This window comes from Streptomyces sp. NPDC088707, from assembly GCF_044752725.1.
Lineage (GTDB): Bacteria > Actinomycetota > Actinomycetes > Streptomycetales > Streptomycetaceae > Streptomyces.
The window spans coordinates 318562-340030 of record NZ_JBIVLV010000004.1 but is presented as its reverse complement, the minus strand read 5'-3'; the positions used below and the strand labels follow the sequence as shown (position 1 = coordinate 340030).

Genomic DNA, 21469 nt, shown 5'->3' with positions numbered 1-21469 from the left:
ACCGTGAACCACGGCAGCCGCCCCCGAACCCTCTCGGTCCGGGGGCGGCTGCCGTTCCGTCCCCGCTACCGCGTCGCGTACTCCTCGCGCAGGGCGTCCAGGACCTCGGCGGCCTGCCCGAGGTCCGCCTTGCGGCAGCGGGACGCCGCCGCCGTGAGGCGGGCTACGGCCTCCTTGAAGCGGCCCAGGCCGTTGCCCTCGATGAGGGCCGCGATCCGGACCGCCTCGGCACGCGCCAGCTCGCCCCGCTGTCCGCCCTGTTCGTGCGCGGCGATGGCCGCCTCCGCCTCGGTCAGCGCCTCCGCGGAGCGTTCCGCCTGGGCGAGGACCCGGGCTCGGCGGTAGTGGATCTCGCCGGTCTCGTACCAGGGGTGGAAGTCCTCGGCGCCGTCCGGCACCGCTGCGACGACCGCGTCGGCGTCCGCCAGGTGCTGCAGAGCCGCGTCGACGCCGTCCTCCTCGCGCGCGGACATGGTGAGGCGGGCGAACTCGCGCATCATGTGGAGGATCAGCGGGGGGTGCGGTGCCTCGGCGTGCGCGGCGAGGGCCCGTTCGTACGCCGTGCCCGCCGCCTCCCAGCGGTCGGCCATGGCCAGCGTCGTCGCCGCCTCCGCGGCCACCAGGGTGTGGATCGTGCGGTCGTCCTCCCAGGCCGCGACGGTGTCCGCGAGACGCAGGAACTCCTCGGCCGAGGCGAGGAACTCCTCCAGCTCACGCATCCCGCGTGCCAAGGTGAGCCGGGCCTGGGCGACAAGGCGTTCGTCGAGCGACGAGGCCGCCTCGTCGGTGAGGACGGACTCCAGTACGGCGACGGCGTCCGCCTGCTGCCCCGTGCCGGCGAGGACGTCGGCGAGCTGCAGACGTACCTGGGCGGCCTCGTCGTGCGTCCCGTCCTGGTCGAACCGCGCGGCCGCCTCGGAGAGGTGGCGCACGGCGCCGGCGGAGTCCCCGAGGTGCGAGGCCGCGTGGCCGAGCAGTGCGTACGTCGGGGCCAGCGGGAAGTCCGTGTCGTCGTACCGCACCGCGTCGGAGATCGCCCGGTGCAGCAGCTCCGCCGCTTCCGCCGGCGCCTGCTCGGCGAGGAGGATCTGGGCGAGCAGCGCGCGCGGGCGCGAGCCCCGCCAGGGCCGCCCGGAGGCCTCGACGTCCTCCAGGGCCGCGCGCAGCTCCGACTCGGCCAGGGCCGTGTCACCGCGCTGGACGGCGATGTCGGCGACGAACTGGCGTGTGTTGGCCACGTGGTGGCGGGCGGAGAGGCGCTCCGCCTCGGACCGCAGCCTCCGGGCCGACTCCTCGAACCGCTCCAGCACCGCGTCGGGGGCCTCCGGCAGGTGCTGCTGGAGGTCCTGGTAGGCGGCGAAGAGCGACGAGTACAGCACGGTCAGGTACTCCAGCGCGCGATCCGACGCCAGGTCGGGGCAAGCGACGGCCTCGGCCTCGCCCAGTGGCTGCGGCTCGCCGGTGAAGGGGGCCTCGGTGCTGAGCCGCTCGGCCTCGCGCAGGCAGGCGTCGAGCGCGGCCCGGACGGCGTCCGCCCTCGTGGACGCGCGCGGACCGTCGCCGTCCACGTCCGTGCCCTCCCGTGGGCTGTCGCCGTCCGCGTGGTCGTCGTCCCCCGCCGTACGGGCCAGGCCTGCGGCGGCCTCTGACGTGGTCCCCCAGGCGAGCGCACGCGTGCGCGTGGAGAGCGCCTGCCACGGCATCGTGAGCCGGTCGAACACTCCGGCGGCCAGCTCAAGCTCGGCGATGCTCTCCGCGTGACGGTCCTCCTGCAGGAGCCGGTACGCGCGCTGCTCGGCCAGTTCCGCCCGCAGCAGTTCCTCAGGGCCGAGCCTGTCGTCGTGCGCGGTGCCGCCGTCGGCGACGAGCTCGGCGATCCGGGTCCAGAGACGGGTGTCCCCGGGGTGTCCGAGGAGCGCCATCCGCCGTGCCTCGGTCACCAGGGAGAAGAAGTCGTCGGGCACCTCCGGCCCTGCCGTGGCCGCGGCGAGGGACCCGGCCGCGCCCACCCCGGCCGCGGTGCCCGCCGGTGCCGGAGAGCGGGTGGTGGACGACCTCAGCCCGAGCGGCAGCGGCTCGTCGAGCACGGGGCGGCGTTCGAGACGTGCGCGGCGGCGGTCTCCGACGGCCGACGTGCCGTTGCGCGCGTCGAACGCGGCGGAGAGCCGGTCCGCCTCGGAGCGTACGTGGGCGGAGAGCCCGCCCGCCGTCCAGCTCCGTCCGGGCGGCCCGGCCACGGGGGTGTCCCCGTGGCCGTCCTCGACGAGCCGGGTGAGCAGCACCTCGACACCGGTGAGGAACTCCAGATGGGCCAGCGGCGCGCCCGTCGCCTCGAAGAGGGGACGGTTCTCCGCCAGGATCTCCAGGCCGCGGCCCTCGTTGCGCGAGAGGGCGCAGAACTCCAGGTGCAGACCGACCTCCTCCTGCATGCCGGTGAGGCCGCGGACCCGTCGGTAGCCGGTGAGGTGGTGGGAGCGGGCCTCGTCCGTACGCCCGAGGCGCAGCAGCGGCAGCAACGCGCGCGCCTGGCTGACCTGCGGTTCCTCGGTGCAGGACTGGGCCCCGTCGAAGACCGGCCGCCAGGTGTCCAGCGCGCCGGCGTCATCGCCTGCCACCACCTGGTGCCAGGCGAAGTGCCGGGTCTCGCAGGCCTCGCAGTCGCTCAGCTCGGTCCGGGGCCGGGTGGCCCAGAGGTCGTACGCGTCGGCGACACCGCTGCCGGTGTGGAGCGCCACGTGGTAGCCCATCGCCGCCACCGGCTGCATGCCGTGCTCGGCCTCCTCGTACCGGCTGCGCATCTGCTCGATCCAGCTCCGGACGGAGGCCAGCGGCAGCTCGGGGACCTGGAGCAGGGACGTCGTCACCCACTTGAACCGCCAGAAGACCTGGTGGGCCTCCCACTGGCTGAACGACTCGGGAGCGGTGTCCCACAGCTTGAGCAGCCGGGCGAAGACCACGGGCGACTTGCGGTGCTCGCCGGTGAACTCGTACGCCGCCATCAGCTCAAGCAGGGCCGTGACCAGGACGTCGGGCTTGTCGAAGGGCTCGGCGGCCTCGACGAGCTCCTCGGCGGTCACGGTACGGGGCAGGCCGTGGGGACGTTCGTTGTTCTCGCGGAGCGCCTCGACGACGGCCTCGGGCGTGTCCAGCATCTACAGTTCCTTCCGGGGCTCGGAGCCGGGCGTGGCCGTGCCGGGGTGGTGCATGGCGTGGGTGAGCAGGCCGATGAAGGCCCGGTTGAGCAGGGCGCTCTCGCCGGCCCGGAGCGGGCGGCGGCTGAGCAGCAGCGCCTGGCCGTAGAGGGCCTCGGCGGCCGTGACGGCGAGCCCCCGCTCGGTGATCGTGATCGCCTGGCGGACCAGCGGGTTGAGGTGGTTCAGGACGAGCTGGGCGCGCGGGGTCTCGTGCCGCAGGGAGCCGAGGATGTCGGCCCAGAGGCCGTCGCTCTCGGCGGCGAGGCTGGAGCGGGTCCGCTCGTGCCGCGCGTCCCTGTTGTCGAGGAGGAGGGCAGGGGCGGTGACGGGCTGGAAGTCCCGCAGGACCACGTCGCAGTCGTGGACGCCGATCGTCTCCCGGGCGATGGACAGGAACGCGGCGGCCCGGAGTTCGGCGGTCGGGTCGACGGCGTCGAGGTGCGCGGTGACGGTGGCGGGGTCGAGGTCCGTGACGGCCGTGCCGGGACGGATCTCAGGGAGCCGGTGCACGAGGTCGCGGTCGTAGGTGTAGCCGCCGTTCACCACGCCCAGGCCCGCGGCCGCGGCGATCGGGGCGACCTGACGGAACTCCTCGACGCTGCGGGTGACGAGCAGCGTCCGGTGCGTGCGGGCGAACTCCTCCAGCGTGACGTTGCCGTCGGTGGTCTCGAACGGCAGCCACGGCAGCACGATCCGCAGCAGCTCGTCGTCGTGCCGGGCGAGCGCCTTCACCGCGAGGTGGTGGGTGTCGATGAAGCGGTGCAGCAGCGACGGGTCGCTGGCGGCGAGCCCGGTGAGCCAGTCGCGGATCCGCTCGCCCAGGGCGTCCCGTACGGCGGACAGGGTGCCGTCCTCGTACAGCGCCTCCCGGGAGGCGGTCGGCCGCAGACTCGTGGTGTCGACCACGCAGCGTACGAAGAAGGCCCACTCCGGCAGCAGTTCGGGCGCCTGGTCGGTGAGCAGCATTCCCTTGAGGTGCACCCGGTGCCCCGCGCGCTGCGCCGGGCTCACGGCCGTCGGGAGGACGTACGCGACACCCCGCAGCCCTGCCGCCGGGAGGTCCAGCTCGATCGTGTCGAGCGGGGTGAAGTCGAAGAGGCCGCGGCAGTACGTGGTGAAGGCCTCGCGCCGCGCCAGCGGGGAGCGGTGGTCCCGGTCCCACGGGGGCGCCTCGTTGACCTGGTGGTTCTCGCCGCGTGGCCCGATGACCGCGACCTCGTGCCGCAGGAGACCGCCGTAGTGCCGGGCCAGGGAGACGACCCGCTCCGGGCTCGTCCACTCGGCGTTGTCGGCGCGCGGGGTGAGCCGCACCGTCGTTCCCGGCTCCGGCACGGCCGAGGCGGGCAGGGTCTGGATCGTGTAGCGCCCGTCGGAGTGACCGCGCCACTCGACGGCGGGGGCCGAGGGGTCCTTCGCGGACCGGCTGACCACCGTGATCTCGTCGGCGACGACGAAGCAGGCGAGCAGGCCGATGCCGAACTGGCCGATGAAGTCGCCACGGGCGGCGTCGAGCCCGGCCCCGTCGAGGGCGCCGTCGGCGGTCCGCTTCGAGCTGCGCCCGATCGTGGCGAGGAAGCGGTGGACGTCGGCCTCGGTCAGACCGATGCCGGTGTCCGTGACCGTGAGGGTTTCACCGGTGCGCACGGTGATGGTCGCGGGTGCGCCGGGATCGACCGCCTGGCGGGCGGTGATGGCGTCCACGGCGTTCTGCAGGAGCTCGCGCAGGTAGACGCGGGGGCTCGAGTAGAGGTGGTGGGAGAGCAGGTCGACGAGGCCTCGCAGATCGACCTGGAAGGTGTGTGCGGATGAGGAGTGGGACACCTGGCGGAGTCTTTCGGTGGACGCGCCGGCGCCACGAGGGCGGAGCGGCGACGGTGCGGGCGGGAGTGGGCGGATCGGGAGTCGCGTGGCGACGGAGACGGAAGGGGTGCGGGGTGTCGGTGCCGGCGTCACGGACGCGTCGGCGTCCCGCTGCGGAAACGGAGGCAGGGGGGTACGGGCCTGGCGCCCGTGCCTCGGACGCGTCAGCGTCCGGCTGCCGCGCGTCGCTTGCGGTACGCCGTCGCGGGGTCGGATCCGTCGAGGTAGTACCAGGGGAACTCGGTGACGCGTCCCTCGGTCGCCCGGAAGCACTCCCGCGCGGCGTCCCGTTCCCCGGCGAGGGAGAAGGCCATGGCGAAGGTGTTGAGCACCTGGAGCCAGGCGCCCTCGCGGACGAAGTCCGGGTGCCGGAAGGAGTGGTCGGCGGCCTCGTGGAGGGAGGCCCTCACCTCGTAACGGCCCATGTACGCCGCGTCCTGCCCCGAGTCGAGGGAGAGCCATTCCTCGATGTGGCCGACCGCGACGAGCTGGCCGAGCAGAGTCCCCCCGGGGGCACCGAACGCGGACGCGCGCGCGAAGGCGTGCATCTCCTCGTGCGAGCCACCCCACTTGTCGCAAAGCTGCTGCAACTGCTGCTGGTGCGCCTGGAGGTGGCGCGGGTCCCGTCGGGTGGTCGCCTCGAACCGGCGCCGCGCCGTGACCTGCCCCACCTGGAGGCCCCGGCCTGTGACCTGGAGGCCGTACCAGGGGGATACCCACAGGGGCTCGCGCTCGGCGGCCTCGTACAGCCACGTCTCGGCCTTGCGCAGGCGCGCGTGGAAGACGTCGAACTGCTCGCGCGAGACCTGGGAGGCGAAGGCGCCGGTGCGGGCCTCCCAGCCCCAGCTGATGTGGCGGATCCCCGCCACGAGGCGGGGCAGCGCCGCCTCCGGTTCCGCTTCGAGGACGGGCTCGATCCACCGCTCCACCCCGGTGGTGTCGCCGACGGCCCACAGGAGCTCGACCCGGTCCTCGCTCTCGGGACGCGCCTCGAGCACCTCGCGCACCGCGTTCCAGTTCCCGGCCTCGGCGGCCTCCCGTACACGACCGACCGCGGGATCGCCGGAGTCCTTCTGCACCCGAGCGCTGGGCCGACCGGCCCATTTCCCCAGCGTGATCCCCCAGTCACCGAGCAACGCCATGTCCCCACCCCTTGCATGTTCGAACGGGGAGGTCAGTGATCACTCTCCCGTGGAGGTAGTGACTATCACGCGCGACCGACAATCGCACATCTGTTTCTCCGGTCGGCTCGCCCGGCTGGACAGGGTCCCCGTACCGCTGGGACACGACTCAGGGAGAGACCGGTGTGTCGGCCGGCTGGGCGGGGCGCTCATGGGGCTGGAGGATTCCGGTCGTGGTGACGACGATCAGGGTGTCCTCGTGCGACCAGCGGCGCGTTCCGGTCTTCGGCGGGTTGAGGAGCGGGACGCGGGAGTCGCCGGGGCGGTAGCCGAGGGCGGTGGCGCCCTGCCGCCCGGCGGCCTCGACGAGCGCGGCGAAGGGCGCCTCGGTTCCGGCGGGGACGTAGTCGGTGGCGGGTCGGAGGCGGACCGCGTTGCCCGTCGGGGAGAACAGCTCGTCGAAGGCCGCCGCGAGTTCGACGGTCTGCGAGACCTGGGCCATGAGCAGGCCGACGAGCCGCCCGCCGACCACGAGGTCCGTGTGCGGGCCGGCCGGGGCGAGGGGGCGGTGCTGGGCGTCCGTCAGTTCGGCGACCGTGGGGCTCCGGTGGCCCGACTCGCGCTCGGCGGCGCGGAGCCCGAGGAGGGTGACGAGGGTGTGCTCGTCGGGGTCGGGGTGGCCGTCGGGGCCGCCGAGGACGAGGACGTGGTGGTCCGGGTCGGGGGCGGGGAGGGCCTGCTCACGAACCGCCTCCCAGCCGTTGCGGGCGAGCCCGTCGACGACCTCCGGGCCGCGCCGGTTCCAGCCGAGGACGAGGACGCGTCGGGGGGCGGCGCGGAGGTCGGCGGAGGTCGCGGTCTTCACGGACGGGGGCGGCGGGGACGGCGCCGCCGGGGGCTCGGTCCAGGTCGGCGGGAGCGATGCGGCCGGGGGCTCGGTCCAGGTCGGTGGGGGCGATGCTGCCGGGGGCTCGGTCCAGGTCGGTGGGGTCTCGTCCTCCGCCAGGACGACGACGGCGTCGCCGGGGCCGAGAACCGTCTGCGGCGGCGGGTTCAGGAGCGGAGAGCCGTCCGGGCGTACGAGGCCCACCACACACGCGTCCACGCATGCCGCCCGCAGGTCGGCGAAGGTCCGGCCGGCGAGCCCGGGGACTCGGTGGACGTGCAGCTCGGCCCCGGCGAAGTCGAGCAGGTCCTCCAGGACCAGCGAAAGTCCGGGTTCGATGACGCACTGCACGAGGGTCCGGGCCGCGATGCCGTCGACGTCGAGGACGACTGCTCCGGGCCCGGCGGCGAGCCGAGCGGTGGCGACGTACCGGGTCTGCCGGACCGCCGCGACGACCCGTACCGGCCTCGTGTCGCCGACCACGGCGCGCAGCGCGAGCAGCGTCTTGACCACCTGGGTGTCGGCCTCGGGGGTGTCCGGCGGAAGCACCACGACCGCCCCGGCGGCGGCCGGGCTGACGCGGGCGAGAGCCGCCGGGTCGGCGGGGCGGCCCCGGCGGCAGAGCAGCCGGACGCGTCGGCCGCCGCCGGCGGCGATGAGGACCGCCCGCAACTCCCGCTCCATGTCGAGCTTGTCACGGTCGGCGAGGACCACGACCGCGCTGTTCCGCCGCTGGGCATGAGCGGCGAGCAGCTCGGCGACGAGCGTCGGGGTCTGCTCGGACCAACCGAGGACCAGTGAGTGGCCGCGCTCCACGACCGTCGACTGGCCGCGCTGAAGCTCGGTCAGCCGGTCGGTGATCGCCGTGGTGACGAGGCCGACGAGGGTCGAGACGTAGAGGAGGGAGACGAGGGCCAGCAGGACGGAGAGGACCATCCGCAGCGGCGGGCCGACCTCGCCGCCGAGCCGGAGTGTCTGGCCGACGGTCCGCCAGACGGTCGCCACCTTGCCCTGGACGGTGTCGGGCGAGCGGTTGTCGGTCCAGACGAGGAGGGCGCTCGCCGGTGCCACCACGGCCAGGCAGACCAGCGCCAGCCAACCCGCCGCCGTGGTCATGCCCTTCACCACGGTCCGGTCCACCCAGTACTGCGTCCGGTCCCGCAGCGACGGCGCGTGCCGGTGGCGGGGCGGGGCCGGGGGAGGTGGGGCCGGGACGGCTGCGGGAGGGGACGGCCGCTGGGGCGGGACCGTGTTTTCGAGCTCTTTGCGCACGTCAGCAGGGTGACGGCGGCATCGGGGCGAAACGCCGTCGACGGGCGCCGTTCATCCTTTCGGGCAGGCGGCCGGGAGTCAGGTGTTCGACCCGCAGGCGCCTTCGCGCGCGCCTCCGCGCGCCTCCGTGCGCCCGGGCGCCGGGGTGCGCCGTGGTTCCCCGGGTACGGGGGTCTCCCGCGTCAGGGCAGACGCTGTTCGGTCCAGATGATCTTCCCGGCCTCGGTGTATCGCGTCCCCCAGCGCTGGGCGATCTGCCCGACCAGGAAGAGGCCCCGTCCGCCCTCGTCCGTGTCCGCGGCCAGCCGCACTCGTGGCGAGGTGTTGCTGCCGTCCGCGACCTGGCAGATCAGCGTCCGCGCGTACACCAGACGCACGCCGATGGGGCTGCCGCCGTGCCGGATGGCATTGGTGACCAGTTCGCTCAGGATCAGCTCCGTACCGAGGACCAGTTCCTCCAGACCCCAGCGGCGCAGCTGGGCCGTGGCTGCGGCCCGGCAGGCGGCGACCGCCGAAGGGTCGGGCGGGACGTTCCACTCGGCGATCCTGTCGCCGGGCACCGCGCGGGTACGCGCGACCAGCAGGGCGATGTCGTCGGCCGAGTCGGCCGGCAGCATGCCCCTGAGCACGGCCTGGCAGGTCTCCTCCGGACTGCGCCCGGGGTGGGACAGGACCGTACGCAGCCGCTCCAGGCCCACGTCGATGTCGCGGGTCCGTGACTCCACCAGCCCGTCGGTGTAGAAGACCAGCTGACTGCCCTCGGGGACGTCGAACTCGACCGTGGTGAAAGGCAGCCCGCGCAGCCCCAGGGGCGGTCCGACCGGCGTTTCGGGGATGCCCGTGGTGCCGTCGGGGCTCACCAGCATGGCCGGCAGGTGCCCGGCGCGGGCCAGCTGACAGCGGCAGGTGACCGGGTCGTAGACGGCGTAGAGGCAGGTGGCGCCGATGACGGCGTCCTCGCGGCCGCCGGCCGTCTGCTCGTCGTCGATGCGGGCGACGACCTCGTCGAGGTGGGTGAGGAGTTCATCGGGCGGCAGGTCGAGCGTGGCGAGGTTGTTCACGGCGGTGCGCAGGCGTCCCATGGTGGCGGCGGCGTGCAGGCCGTGTCCGACGACGTCACCGACCACGAGTGCGACACGGGCGCCGGACAGCGGGATCACGTCGAACCAGTCTCCGCCCACCCCCGAATGTGCGGGAAGGTACCGGTGGGCGGCCTCGACGGCGTCCTGGGCCGGCAGCCCGCGCGGCAGGAGGCTCTGCTGGAGAGTCACCGCGAGCGGATGGCCGCCGCTGATGGCGGCCGCGAGCTGCTCCTGGCTGGTGTACCGGGATTCGAATTCGCCTCCGTTGCAGCCCAAACGGAGCACGGTGATGCGATCGGCGACGGCTTGAACGTCGTCGAGGTTGTGACTGACCATGATCACCGCGTGCCCCTGGTCCCGCAGCAGGCGGATCAGGTCGAGCATCCGCGAGGTCTGTCCCACGGTGAGCGTGGCGGTCGGTTCGTCCAGGACGACGAGCTGAGGCCCGCCCAGCAGCGCCCGTGCGATGGCGACCGTTTGACGCTGGCCCAGGGTGAGCGCCCTGACGGGGGTCCTGATGCCGGGGAGGCTGATGGCGAGTCGTTCGAGCAGTGCGAGGGTCCGCTTCTCTATTTCGATCTGCCGCAGAACCCCGAACCTGCGCAGTTCGCGGCCGAGGTAGAGGTTGGCGACCACGTCCAGGCGGTCCACGAGCGACGGGTCCTGGTAGACGGTGGCGATGCCGAGCCGTTGGGCGTCGGAGGGCCGGCGCAGCTCGACGGAGACGCCCTGCCACTCGATGGTCCCCGCATCCGGCGGGATCACCCCGGAGACCGCCTTCACCAAGGTGCTCTTGCCGGCTCCGCTGTCACCCACCAGGCCGAGCACCTGCCCCCGGTCCACCTGGAGGTCGACGGAGTCGAGGGCGACGACCCCGCCGAAGTGCTTGGTGATCCCGCGCAGGGACAAGAGCGGCCCTCTGGGCACTCGCCCACCTCCACCCTCTCCGCAGCCCCTCAGACGGCACCCGGTCCGCCGCCCGACCGGGCAAGCCTTCTGAGGAGCCTGCAGCAAGGGTTGTCCACTCCGGCGCCTGCCCGGTGAAGGGTGGTGACGGGACACGCGAGAACGCCCCGTTCGGCGGCATGTTCCTTCCGGCTCGTCCCACCGTCCAGGGAAGCCCTCGTCTCCTGTCGTTCGCGGCCGAGTCGGCCAGGTGCTCACAGGTGGTGATCGAGGGGATTCGCGAGGTGAGAAATTAGGTGAATCCTTCACTGAATTCGCGTCAATAACCGCCAGAGTTTATTTCGATTAGATAACAGGATCACCCGAAAGGCCTGGACCAAGGAAGCGCGATTCAAGCAACTGCCTTTGTTTGCACGGCAGTTGAGTGTTCATCAGAAACGGAAGCGTAGGTAACGGAATGGATTCTTTGAACGCTCTCCCCTTTGTCCGAATTCTTCACGGGGAGGTTCTGACAGGCTTCCGCGCACCCAGTCTTCTGACCAAAGAGTTGAGGTGTGCATGCCTAGACATAGGAAGCCGAAGGAGAGTCAGGTACGCGGGGCACGGTCTCGCAGACCCTTCATAGGCGTGACAGCCGCGATGGCCGTCGCGGCGGTCGTCGCCGGCGGGATCGCCTACGGGGCGGGACGCGCGGACTCGGAGAGGACTCCGCTCGCCCGCCTCGAGACCCCCGTCACCGCCATCACCGACACCGCCGTTCCCGCCGCCGCGCCGGCCAGGAGCGTGGAGCCCGAACCGATCCAGAAGAAGCCGGCCAACGAGCCGGCCAAGGGCATGGTGTACGACGGGCTCAAGGTGGCCCCTGAGGGAGACCGCTGCGCGGGCGTCTACGCCACGGCCACCGGGCTCTGCACCCATGGCCCCGACGCGCCGCCCAAGGGTGTCGACATCAAGAAGGACACTCCCCCGGCGGTCAAGTCCGTCACACCCGCGGCCGATCCCGCCAAGCCGGCCGCGCCCCGCCCCGCCCCCCGGACGAGCCGGGGGCCCTCGCAGGACACGCCCGCCGCCGACGCGCAGGCACCGCGCACGACCGCCGCCGCACCGCCGAGCCCCTCCACCGCCGCCGCTCCGGCGGCCACCGGGACCACCACGACCGCCGCGGGGCCCGCCGGGCAGACCGTCCAGTGCGACGGCGACGGCAGCACCGGCAACCGTGTCCAGGTCGTGTACGTCCACGGCCCGGGACGCGACCGGTACTCCGAGTACCTCGCGTCCTTCCGCAAATGGGCCGCCGACGCCGACCTCATCTACTCGGCCAGCGCCGAGGAGACCGGGGGCGTCCGCCACATCCGGTACGTGACGGCCGCGGACTGCACCCCCACCGTCCTCAACATCGAACTCACCGACTCCGCACTGGCCGAGTTCAGCGCCACCAACCGCGCGCTCGCCGCCAAGGGCCTCGACCGACGCGACCGCAAGTACATGATCTTCGCCGAGGCCCAGGTGTACTGCGGCATCGGCACCTTCGCCGGGGACGAGCGGCCGGCCCAGTCCAACCTGAGCAACTTCGGTCCCTCGTACGGGCGTACCGACAGCGGCTGCTGGGGCGGGCACACCGCGGCCCACGAGCTCGGCCACAACCTGGGAGCGGTCAACAACAGCGCGCCCAACACCAGCCGGGGTGCGCACTGTACGGACGAGTGGGACGTGATGTGCTACTCGGACACCCCGTACTACCCGCAGATGCGCAACGTCTGCACCAACCGGGCCTCCGAGAACATCCTCGACTGCAACCACGACGACTACTTCCACACCAGTCCGCGGCCCGGCAGCTACCTCGCCACGCACTGGAACATCGCCGACAACCAGTTCCTCATGCGGGCCAAGGGCGGCGGTACCGGACCGGACCCGACGCCGAACCCCACGCCCAGCCCGACATCCACCCCCACGCCGACGCCCACCCCCACGCCGACGCCGACCGGGCCGCGGCCGGGCGCCGGGCCGGACGTGACGGTCGGCCAGATCCAGGCGGACTCCGTCGTGGTGAGCTGGCCGCGGGTCAGCGGAGCGTCCTGGTACCAGGTACTCCTCGACGGCAGGCACCTGACCTGGGTCCAGGGCACCGCGCTGCGGATCTACAACCTGCGGCCGGGCACCTCGCACACCGCCGCCGTCTCCGTCCGCGACAGCCAGGGCCGTGACAGCGGACCGGGCCGGGCCACGAGCTTCCGTACCGCCGGGGCGGGCGGCACCACCACTCCCGGCACCCGCTACCTGCTGTCCAACGGCAGCACCGGGCTGAGCGCCCAGCTGTGGGGCGGGCGGAGCGCCGACGGCACGGTCCTGGTCGGTGCCCAGAGCAACGGGTACGAGCAGCAGCAGTGGTACTTCGACGACGCGGGCAGCGGTCTCGTACGCGTCCGGTCGGCGGCCTCCGCCAAGTGCCTGCAGCCGGGCGGCACGCCTGCCCCCGGGATGTGGGTGGCCCAGCAGCCCTGTGCCGCCGGCTCCTCCGCGCAGCAGTGGCGGATGACGGTGGCGAACGGCACGGTCACGCTCACCGACCGGAGCGGGTCCTACGCACTGACCGTCAGCAACCGCCCGTACTACGGGTCCTGGCTGCTCGACCTGCAGCGCGTGGACGGACGGCCGGCGCAGAGCTGGACGGCCCGCCAGGCCGGCTGAGCCGGCCCGCGGGTCGCATCCGCGTGGCACCTCGGGCGGGCCGCCGATCGGTGGCCCGCCCTCGCGGACCCTCGCCCTCGCGAACCGATGTCCTCGCGGACCCTCGCCCTCGCGAACCGCCGTCCTCGCGCCCCCCGAGCGCCTCACGGGGCCACGACTCGTCAGCCTCAGCCGCGCAAGCCCCATGCCTTCCCTCCAGACCGGACCGGAGCACCGCCATGCACACCGCCACCCGACCCGCACTCGTCCTCACCACAGCGCTCGTCCTCGGTCTCGCCCTGCCGCAGCCCGCCGCCGCCCACGGCGACAACCTGGAAGTGGTCATCACCGGGCACCGGGACGGCCATGTCCTGACCAAGGTGACCTGGGAGAACGACGGCGACCCCGTCGACGAGCGGGTCGCCGCACTGGTCAGCGCTGTCAGCTCGGACGGCTCCCGCACGGCGGGCCCTTGGAAACTGGTCCGCGGCGCCCGCCCCACCGACTGGACCACCGCCGAAACCCTGCCGTCCGGCGTCTGGAAGGTCACGGTCTCAGCCGGACAGCCCGCACTGGGGCACGCCGAGCGGCAGTTGACGGTTGCGGCCGTCCCCACGTCGTCCCCTGCCTCATCGGTTCCGGGCGGAACCGCAGCCGCACCGACCCACACCACTTCGGGAGCGCGGGAGACATCGCCGGCTCCGGACGCCTCCCGGTCCCCGTCGGCGTCTCGCACCGCGGCCGAGGACGAGGACGCGCAGACCTGGGGTCCCTGGCTGACCACGATCGGCCTCGCGGTCGCCTCACTGGCCGGAGCCGCCGCCGGAATCTGGATACGACGCAGGCGGGGAGGACGGCGCTGACTGCGGCCGGCTCGCCGCGCGGTGGTCGATCCTGACCGCCCGTGGTCCCCACCAGTCCCCCGGCCGACAGGTCCCCGGAACCGCCGGAGTGCTAGACCGGCGGGCCCTCGACGGCCAGGGCCCGCCGCAGGCAGTCGGTCAGGCGGCCGGCGATCGTCCCGTCGGGGTCGAGCCGCGGGTTGAAGATCGTGACGTCGAACCCGACGGCACGCTCGTGGCCCAGGGCCGTCCTCAGCACGTCCTCCAACTCGGCCCAGCTCAGCCCGCCGGGCTGCCGGTAGTCGACGGCGGGCATGATCGCGTCGTCCAGGACGTCGACGTCGAGGTGGACCCAGAACCCGTCCCGCTCGGCGAGCCGGGCGACGGCGCCGCGCGCGGCCTCCCCCGCGCCGGCCGCCCGCACGTCGTCGAGGGCGAGGGCGTACAGCCCCGGCGGAAGCGGCCGGCTCCCCGCCGCGGCGGACTCGTCGGCGTCCCGGAAGCCGAACGCGACGACGTCCTCGTCCCGCACCAGCGGCCCCCGCCCCTCCAGGTCGGCGAGCTCCCGGGGGCCGCGCCCGGTGGCCAGGGCGAGTTCCATGGACGCGACCTCGCCGGTGGGCTCGGCGGACGGCTGGTAGAAGTCCGTGTGTCCGTCGAGGAACAGCAGCCCGTACCGGCCCCTGCGCCGCAGGGCGAGCAGGTTCCCGAGCAGGATGCTGCAGTCGCCGCCCAGGACGACGGGAAAGCGCCCGGAGTCGAGGACCTCGCCGACGACCTGCGCCAGCTGAGCGGAGTACCGCGCGATCCCGCCCGGGTTCAGCACTCCGGTGCCAGCGTCCCGCACCGGGTCGTACGCGGGTGGTTCGACCCGCGCGACCCGCGCCACTCCGCCGAGCACGGCGTCCGGGAGCTCCTGCACCCCGGACGGCCGCAACCCGAGTACGGACGGCGCCTCGACGACGGCGAGGACACGCTCGCCCGGCAGCGTCATACGTCCATGGTGTCCCCATCGGGCAGAGCGTGCGCGCCGGCGAAACAGGCCTGCTCGGGGCGTTGCCCGGGCAGTAGCATCCCCGGATGCGAAGCATCGAGGCCCTGATACCGCAGGCCGGATCCCAGAACACCGCAGGCCTGCGGGAGGCCGGCCCGGAGGAACTCGCCCGCTACGTGGCGGACCCCCGGCACCCGTGGTGGCGCCGCAGGGCGTGCGTGCTCGCGCTGACCGGCCGCGTCCCCGAGCGGTACGTCCCCGAGCTGATCGCGTGCGTCCAGGACCCCCAGGACACCGCCGAGGTGCGCAGGGCCCTCCTCGACCTGCTCGCCGACCGGACGGAGCTGCTGCCGTGGCTGCGGCACGAGGATCGCTCGTCCGACACCTCGTACGGCATGGAAGAGGCCTTCCTGAAGGCGCGGGGCCTGCTCGGCGACCGGTCGGCCGCGCGGGAACTGGCGACGCTCGCCGCCTCGCCGTGGCAGCGCGTCCGCCACGCGGGCGATGCCGGTCTGGACGGGCTCGTGGACCGGTACGGAGCGGACGCGATCCTGGCGCGACTCGGCGAGGACCGCCCCGAGGACCGGGAGTTCCGCGTCCGGATGCGGTACCGGGCCGACGAGGACGTGACCTACGCGCTCGCGGACCCGGACCGGCGGGTCGGGTACGTCGCCCAGTCGCTCGCGACCGACGCGGACCGTCTGCGCGCCTACCTCGACGAGGCGCCGACGACCGAGGCGAAGGTCTGGGCGGCGTACGCGCTGTACGGCCTCACCGAGGACAGGGCCGAGGCCAAGGCGGTCTACGAACGTCTGGGACGCCCCCGGGTCGAGGTCGAGGGCCTGGACGAGGAGCTCCGCGGCGCGATCGTCCACGAGTACGGTCCCGGCTGTGAGCGTCTGAGCGACCCGCGGTGGCGGCTCGAGGCCGTCTGCACCGAGCCGCCCGCCCGTCCCGACCCGGACGACCGGCTTCGCCGGGCGACGGCCGCCCTCACGGCGGCCGGCCTGGCGCCGGAGCCCCCGGTCTCCTGCGGCGACGACAACCAGCAGGGGGACGGTACGTACCACGTGATCGGAGTCGGCGGGCACCGGCTGCTGATCAGCACTCTCGGTCCGTTCGCGACCGCCGAGGAGAACGCTCCCGACGCCGCCCGGCGTGCGCTCGAATCGGCGGGCTTCCGCTGGATCGACGGGGAGACGGGAGCGATCCGGGTCACGGACCTCTGCGTCTACCACTTCGGCGGACGGAACCCCCTCACGGTCGACGCGCTGCTCTTCTACTGGCAGGACTAGGGATGTCCGGGGACTGTCCGGTGGCGGACGCCGCCGGACAGTCCCCTGGTCCCGCGGAGGATTCAGCGCTTGAGCATGAACGTGAAGTCGCCGGAGAGCCGGCCGTTCAGCCGGTCCGCCGAGACGAGCCTGCCCTCCGCGATCAGTCTTTCGACCTCGGCCCGTGACACACCGAAGCCTTCGGCGATCAGCCGGACCGGCCGTACGCGGATCCGGGCGGCGAAGCGGACCGAGACGTCGAGGGTGTCGCCGTCCAGGTGATCCGGTCCGCCGGTGTCGAGGCGCCACGCGCCGTCCCAGTCGAGGGCGACGCGGTTGCGGCGCAGTAGGGCCGGGTCCTGGAGCAACTCGGCTGCCAGGCCGGGGTCGTTGTCGTGCATCCGGTCGAGCAGCTCGGGTCGTACGGAGCGGACGTTCGCCCGCTCGAGGACCGTGAGCTTCGCCGTCTCCCCGCAGGAGGTGCAGAGCACGAGGAGCCAGGCGTCGAGGAGCTTGTGGTGCGCGTTGACGCGGAACTTGCCGTTCGCCCCGAAGCGTTCGGATCCGCAGGTGTGGCAGCGGCGGAGGACGGCAGGAAGGCAGGTGGGCATGACCACCCAGCTGTTGAGCACAGGAGTACACCGGTTTCAGTGAGAGATCCACAGCAAGAAGGAGCACGTCGCGCAGGGCGCGACGCGCGACGATTCAGCGCTCGGGGGGTCTCAGACGGTGTACAAGGGCCTGCCTTCGGCTCGACGACGTGGCTCGGCAGCACGGTACGGGCGCACGGCGCCGCCGTTCCACAGGTTTTTCGCGGGAGACGTACGGAGCTGGGCTAGGCCCTGTCGTCAAACTCCCGTCGTCGCCCGAAGGGCGGCCCCGCGGCGTCAGGTGCGTGCTCTCGGCGTGCCGGGCGCAAGCCCTCGTACTGGACGTACTCGGGCTTGTGCCCGGTGCGGCGAGAGCGCGTGCGTGGCGTCGCGGGGCAGACGGGAGTCTGACGACAGGACCTAGCGGCCCCGGACGCGGAGGGAGACGAGGGTCAGGTCGCGGAGCTCGTCGGGGGCCTGGGGATGGTGCCCGGCGGCTATCTCGGCGAGCGTGCTGAACTGCCCGGGGTAGACCATGACCGGCAGGTCGCGGCGGGTGAGGCAGCAGAAGACGGCGAACTCCTCCAGGAAATAGGCGCTTGATGTGTCGACGCGTCGCCGGAGTTCCGCGTCGTCGACCGTGGCGGACCGCTTGGCGTGATAGGCGCGGCCGAAGGCCTCCACCGAGGCGCGGAAGTCGTCGTCCTTGGCGAACAGGGTGCGCAACGCGTGGTGGAACTCGGCGTACTCCACGGTCTCCTGGACCTCGCCGCACGTGACGAAGGTGAACTCGGTCTGCGCCCGGTGGGCGTCCAGGGCCGGCTGTCGGTCGTGGATGAACTGCCGGCCCAGGTCGAGGGCGTGCGCGAGGGCCCGGTCGGGGTCCATGCCGCGGGTCGAGGCCAGGGTGAGGCGGTGGATGCTGTCGCCGATCAGCACGGTGCAGCGGCTGTAGCGGCGCGAGACCCACGTGAGCATGGCGTCGAACCTGGCGGGGCTGAAACTGCTGTTGTCCAGGCTGACGCCGAGGAAGCACGCCTCGTGCTGGTCGGCTGTGTCGCGGTGGGCTGAGGGGGAGACGGATTCGACGGTGGCCCGGTAGCCGGTCCGGCGTCTTCCCTCCGGGGGTGCGGAGGAGAGGGAGGGAGCAGGGAGAACGGAGGGGTGGTCCACGGTGGTCTTCCGCCTGAAGGGATCGGTGGGCACGGTTGGTCGCCCTGTGGGATGACACCCGGTGCGGAAACGTTGCTTCCCTCTCCGACGGAGGGCGGACCGTCCGCCGTCCGCCGGGCCTGATCGATCGTTGTGCGGCCGCCGGCGACACAGGAGACCGCTGCGGCGGGAGCCGCGCTGCGGGCCAGGCGTCCAGAGCCCCGTTCGAGGCGGGAGACCGCGGTGGAGACGGACTGAAGCACGCCGGGGGCAGGAGACAGGCGTTTGTGAGCGTCGTCGGGCGGGTCCCGGCCCTCACGGATGCCTCCCCGTTCGTAGGCCGCACCGGGAGTCGGCGGCGTTCCCCTGCCCGAAGTCGACGGCGTTTCCGTTCCCCGAGGCATTGAATCCGGCCGGAACTCTTCCGACCCGCGAGAGTCTGTGCAATTTTACATGTCACACATCATCGCCGCGTTTCCCGACACGTGGCTTCAACGGCCCCGGAGGCCCCCGCAGATGCATCCGTTCCGGATATCGAGAGCCAACGCGCGCAGACTTCCCGCGCTCGGCGCAGCCGTCTTCATCGCGCTCGGCCTGCTCACCCCGCAGAGCCAAGCCGCCTCCGCCGGCGCCACCACGCCGGCCCGTGCGACCGCGCAGGGACCCGCGGCCTCGGCGCCGCGGTCGATCCCCGTGCCCAAGTCGCCCGACGCGATGAGCAACAGCCCCCGCTTCCGGATCTCCTCGCAGGACAGCACCGAGGAGTCCGCCCAGGCGCCCGCCCCGACCCTCACGTCCGTCAAGGCCGGCCGGCGGTCCTCGGCCGCCGCCGCGGACGAGTGCGGCGACCTCTCCGGCGTCGTCAACGCCTCGGGCAGCCTGCTGGTCCGGCAGCTCACGTCCCTCCCCCGGATCAACTGCACCTACCCGCTGTTCAACCTGACCGGGGAGAACGCCCGCAAGGCCTTCCACGAGGCCCAGATGGTGACCGTCGCCAACGCTCTGCGCGACGCCTCCGCCACGTACGCGGGCGACAACCACGCCGCGATCGGCCAGCTGGTGCTGTTCCTGCGCGCCGGCTACTACGTGCAGGACAACAACGCGGACGTCGTCGGCGACTACGGCACGGCGCTGGACACCGCGGCCCGTGCCGCGCTGGACGCGTACTTCGCCTCCCCGCGCAGCAAGGACGTCACCGACGCCAACGGCGAGATCCTCAACGAGGTCGTCACGCTGATCGACAGCACCCACACGGCCGGGCGGTACGCCGGTGTCGTCAAGTGGATGCTCGCCGGCTACGACGGCACGTGGCCCGGCCAGATGAACCTGGCCATGCAGCACGTCGAGTGGGTCGTCGAGAACGGGTTCAAGGCCAAGGACGACGGCCGTGGCTGGCGGGCGGCCCTCAAGGCCGACCCCGCGATCCTCGACACCTGGGCCGGCTTCATCACGCGCAACGGCGCACAGCTGAACCGCCTGGACGTCGTCAGCAACGTCGGCCGCTACCTCGGCCACGCACTCGACGTCCCCGAGCTGAAGGACCGGCTGCGGCCGCTGCTCAAGGACCTGATCAACCGCTACCCGAACGTCGGCCCCACCGCACCTCTCACCATGAACCTCGGCTGGTACACGCGGCAGTACGACAGGAACAACTGCGCGGCCTACGCCATCTGCGACCTGGGCGAGCGTGTGCTCCCGGCGATTCTCCCGATCCAGCACACGTGCACCCCGGGCTTGAAGATCCGCGCCCAGGACATGTCCCCGGGCCAGCTGGCGAGCACCTGTACCAGTCTCGTCAACCAGGACGCCTACTTCCACCGGATCATCGGCGACAAGGGGGCGATCCCCGGTGACGTGAACACCGACCTGGAGGTGGTCGTCTTCGACGACTACACCCAGTACGCCCTGTACGCCTGGGCCATCTACAACATCGACGTCGACAACGGCGGCATGTACGAGGAGGGCGACCCGGCCACCGCCGGCAACCAGGCCCGCTTCATCGCCCACGAGGCCCACTGGCTGCGCCCGGACTTCCAGATCTGGAACCTCAACCACGAGTACACCCACTACCTCGACGGCCGCTTCAACATGTACGGCGACTTCGAGGCGGGCATGACCACGCCGACCATCTGGTGGGTCGAGGGCATCGCCGAGAACATCTCGTTCGGCTACCGCGGTGAGCGCAACGCCGACGCGATCGCCGAGGCCCGCAGGAACACGTACAAGCTGAGCGACCTGTTCGACACCGTCTACGGCCATGACGAGGACCCCGAGGTCAACTCGAACCGGGTCTACCGCTGGGGCTTCCTCGCGGTCCGCTACATGCTCCAGGCGCACCCGGCCGACGTCGAGACCGTGCTGACCAAGTACCGCGCCGGTGACTGGACCGGGGCGCGTACCTTCCTGAAGGAGACCATCGGCACCCGCTACGACGCGGGCTTCGCGACCTGGCTGACGACCACCTGCGCGACCCAGGACTGCGGCCCGCTGCCGGAGGCCGCCGCGCCCGCCCCGCTCTGCACGCTCAGCGACTCCCGCCAGTTCGACCAGAACTGCCGCCGGGACCACCTCGCGGCCGCCACCGGCGACTACAGCTACCACTTCGTGTACCTGCCCGCCGGCGTCAAGCAGCTGACGATCACGAGCGGCGGCGGCACCGGCAACGCCGACCTGTACTACGGCGGCGGCAGCTGGGCCACCACCGGCAACCACCAGGCGAAGTCCGCCAAGGCGGGCAACGGCGAGACGCTGACGATCGACAACCCGCCGTCCGGCTGGGTCTACTTCAGCCTCGCCGCCGCACAGGGCTTCAGCGGTGTGACTCTCTTCACGCAGTCCAGGTGAGCCGGTTCGCCGGGGCCGGCCGGGCCGGAACAACCCGGTCGGCCCCGGCGAACGGCACAGAGTGAAGGACGCACGTCGCCGCCGCGGCCGTACGTGTCAGGCGACCAGCTCGTAGATGCTCCGGGCCGTCACCCACAGGCCGACGAACAGGGAGAGGCCGACGATCAGCTGCTCCTGGTGCTGCTCCAGCCAGCTCCGCAGGGCGTTGAGCCGGGCGTTCGCGGCTGCGGGCGCCCGGACCGCGTACACCTCCATCACGACGAGGCTGAGCGTGGCCAGCAGGCAGTAGCCGCTCAGAGCGAGCCAGTCGGTCAGGGTGGAGAGGTTCGCGTCGACGGCGGTCGCGGCGCCCACGCCCACCAGCGCCCACGGCTGCAGCAGCCAGGCGAGGGCGGCTGCCGTGGCCAGGGAGGCACCGTCGATCCGGGCGGCCCAGCGCGGCGGGCCGTGCGGAGGGCGCGGGCGGCGGTGCCGGTGCACGCCGTACAGCGCCAGTGCCACCCCGATGACGAGTTTCCCGACGACCGCGGCGGTCGAGGGAGCGCTGTTGTGCGCGGGGGGCCGGCCACCGGTCAGCAGCACCACGCAGGCGATCACCGCGACGAGGTTGGCCAACCACGACAACAGGAACGCCAGCCCCTTGCGAAAGCCGCGCCGTGAGGAGAGCAGCAGGATGAAGGCGCTGTTGTGCAGGGGTCCGAGGCTGATGGCCGTACCGATCACAATCAGGTCGAGGACCATCGAGTCAGCCGCTCCCGCACGTGAGGGTGGTGTGCCGGCGGACG

Annotated in this window: 12 protein-coding genes and 2 pseudogenes; 4 read left to right on the top strand and 10 right to left on the bottom strand. The window is 72.6% G+C overall.

The window, feature by feature from the left end; all coding sequences use genetic code 11:
- Positions 1-65: 65 nt before the first annotated feature.
- The 6 genes and pseudogenes from ACIP84_RS15380 to ACIP84_RS15355 form a co-directional block, all read right to left on the bottom strand.
- On the bottom strand, positions 66-3152 hold the full coding sequence (locus ACIP84_RS15380) for a hypothetical protein (protein ID WP_401798203.1): 3087 nt from the start codon (positions 3150-3152) through the stop codon (positions 66-68).
- Positions 3153-5015, bottom strand: coding sequence for an HSP90 family protein (locus ACIP84_RS15375; RefSeq protein ID WP_401798202.1), 1863 nt, complete (start codon positions 5013-5015; stop codon positions 3153-3155).
- A 203-nt stretch (positions 5016-5218) separates the two neighbouring features.
- Positions 5219-6196: a hypothetical protein gene (locus ACIP84_RS15370; RefSeq protein ID WP_401798201.1), complete on the bottom strand. Its 978-nt coding sequence runs from the start codon at positions 6194-6196 to the stop codon at positions 5219-5221.
- 148 nt (positions 6197-6344) lie between these two features.
- On the bottom strand, positions 6345-8201 hold the full coding sequence (locus tag ACIP84_RS15365) for an NAD-binding lipoprotein (RefSeq protein WP_401798200.1): 1857 nt from the start codon (positions 8199-8201) through the stop codon (positions 6345-6347).
- 314 nt (positions 8202-8515) lie between these two features.
- Positions 8516-9616 (bottom strand): annotated as a pseudogene (locus ACIP84_RS15360) (SpoIIE family protein phosphatase); the annotation flags it as partial.
- Positions 9617-9838: 222 nt separating this feature from the next.
- Positions 9839-10342: pseudogene (locus tag ACIP84_RS15355) on the bottom strand (ATP-binding cassette domain-containing protein); the annotation flags it as partial.
- A gap of 606 nt (positions 10343-10948) precedes the next feature.
- On the opposite strand from ACIP84_RS15355, the gene ACIP84_RS15350 reads away from it, so the two are divergent.
- Together ACIP84_RS15350 and ACIP84_RS15345 are read left to right on the top strand one after the other, a co-directional pair.
- Complete coding sequence (locus tag ACIP84_RS15350; RefSeq protein WP_401798199.1) at positions 10949-13009, top strand: RICIN domain-containing protein; 2061 nt, start codon at positions 10949-10951, stop codon at positions 13007-13009.
- 218 nt (positions 13010-13227) lie between these two features.
- A complete protein-coding gene (locus ACIP84_RS15345) occupies positions 13228-13851 on the top strand; it encodes a hypothetical protein (RefSeq protein ID WP_401798198.1) in 624 nt (207 codons plus the stop codon).
- A 91-nt stretch (positions 13852-13942) separates the two neighbouring features.
- Here the strand turns inward: ACIP84_RS15345 and ACIP84_RS15340 are convergent, their stop codons facing one another.
- Positions 13943-14824 carry an arginase family protein gene (locus tag ACIP84_RS15340; RefSeq protein WP_401798197.1) on the bottom strand — a complete coding sequence of 294 codons (882 nt, stop codon included), beginning with the start codon at positions 14822-14824 and terminating at the stop codon, positions 13943-13945.
- A gap of 86 nt (positions 14825-14910) precedes the next feature.
- On the opposite strand from ACIP84_RS15340, the gene ACIP84_RS15335 reads away from it, so the two are divergent.
- The gene (locus ACIP84_RS15335; RefSeq protein ID WP_401798196.1) at positions 14911-16119 is read left to right on the top strand and encodes a hypothetical protein; all 1209 of its coding nucleotides are present in this window, start codon (positions 14911-14913) and stop codon (positions 16117-16119) included.
- Between the two features lie 62 nt (positions 16120-16181).
- On the opposite strand, the gene ACIP84_RS15330 is transcribed toward ACIP84_RS15335, so the two are convergent.
- Both ACIP84_RS15330 and ACIP84_RS15325 read right to left on the bottom strand, forming a co-directional pair.
- Positions 16182-16730 (bottom strand): DUF1062 domain-containing protein, encoded by a 549-nt coding sequence (locus tag ACIP84_RS15330; protein WP_401798195.1) that lies wholly within the window; start codon positions 16728-16730, stop codon positions 16182-16184.
- Between the two features lie 378 nt (positions 16731-17108).
- Entirely contained in the window at positions 17109-17894 is a 786-nt protein-coding gene (locus ACIP84_RS15325; protein ID WP_401798194.1) for a tRNA-dependent cyclodipeptide synthase, read from the bottom strand.
- A 462-nt stretch (positions 17895-18356) separates the two neighbouring features.
- Between ACIP84_RS15325 and ACIP84_RS15320 the strand changes: the two genes are divergently transcribed.
- On the top strand, positions 18357-20684 hold the full coding sequence (locus tag ACIP84_RS15320) for a collagenase (protein ID WP_401798193.1): 2328 nt from the start codon (positions 18357-18359) through the stop codon (positions 20682-20684).
- A 96-nt stretch (positions 20685-20780) separates the two neighbouring features.
- Here the strand turns inward: ACIP84_RS15320 and ACIP84_RS15315 are convergent, their stop codons facing one another.
- The gene (locus tag ACIP84_RS15315; RefSeq protein ID WP_401798192.1) at positions 20781-21425 is read right to left on the bottom strand and encodes a GAP family protein; all 645 of its coding nucleotides are present in this window, start codon (positions 21423-21425) and stop codon (positions 20781-20783) included.
- Positions 21426-21469: the final 44 nt, after the last annotated feature.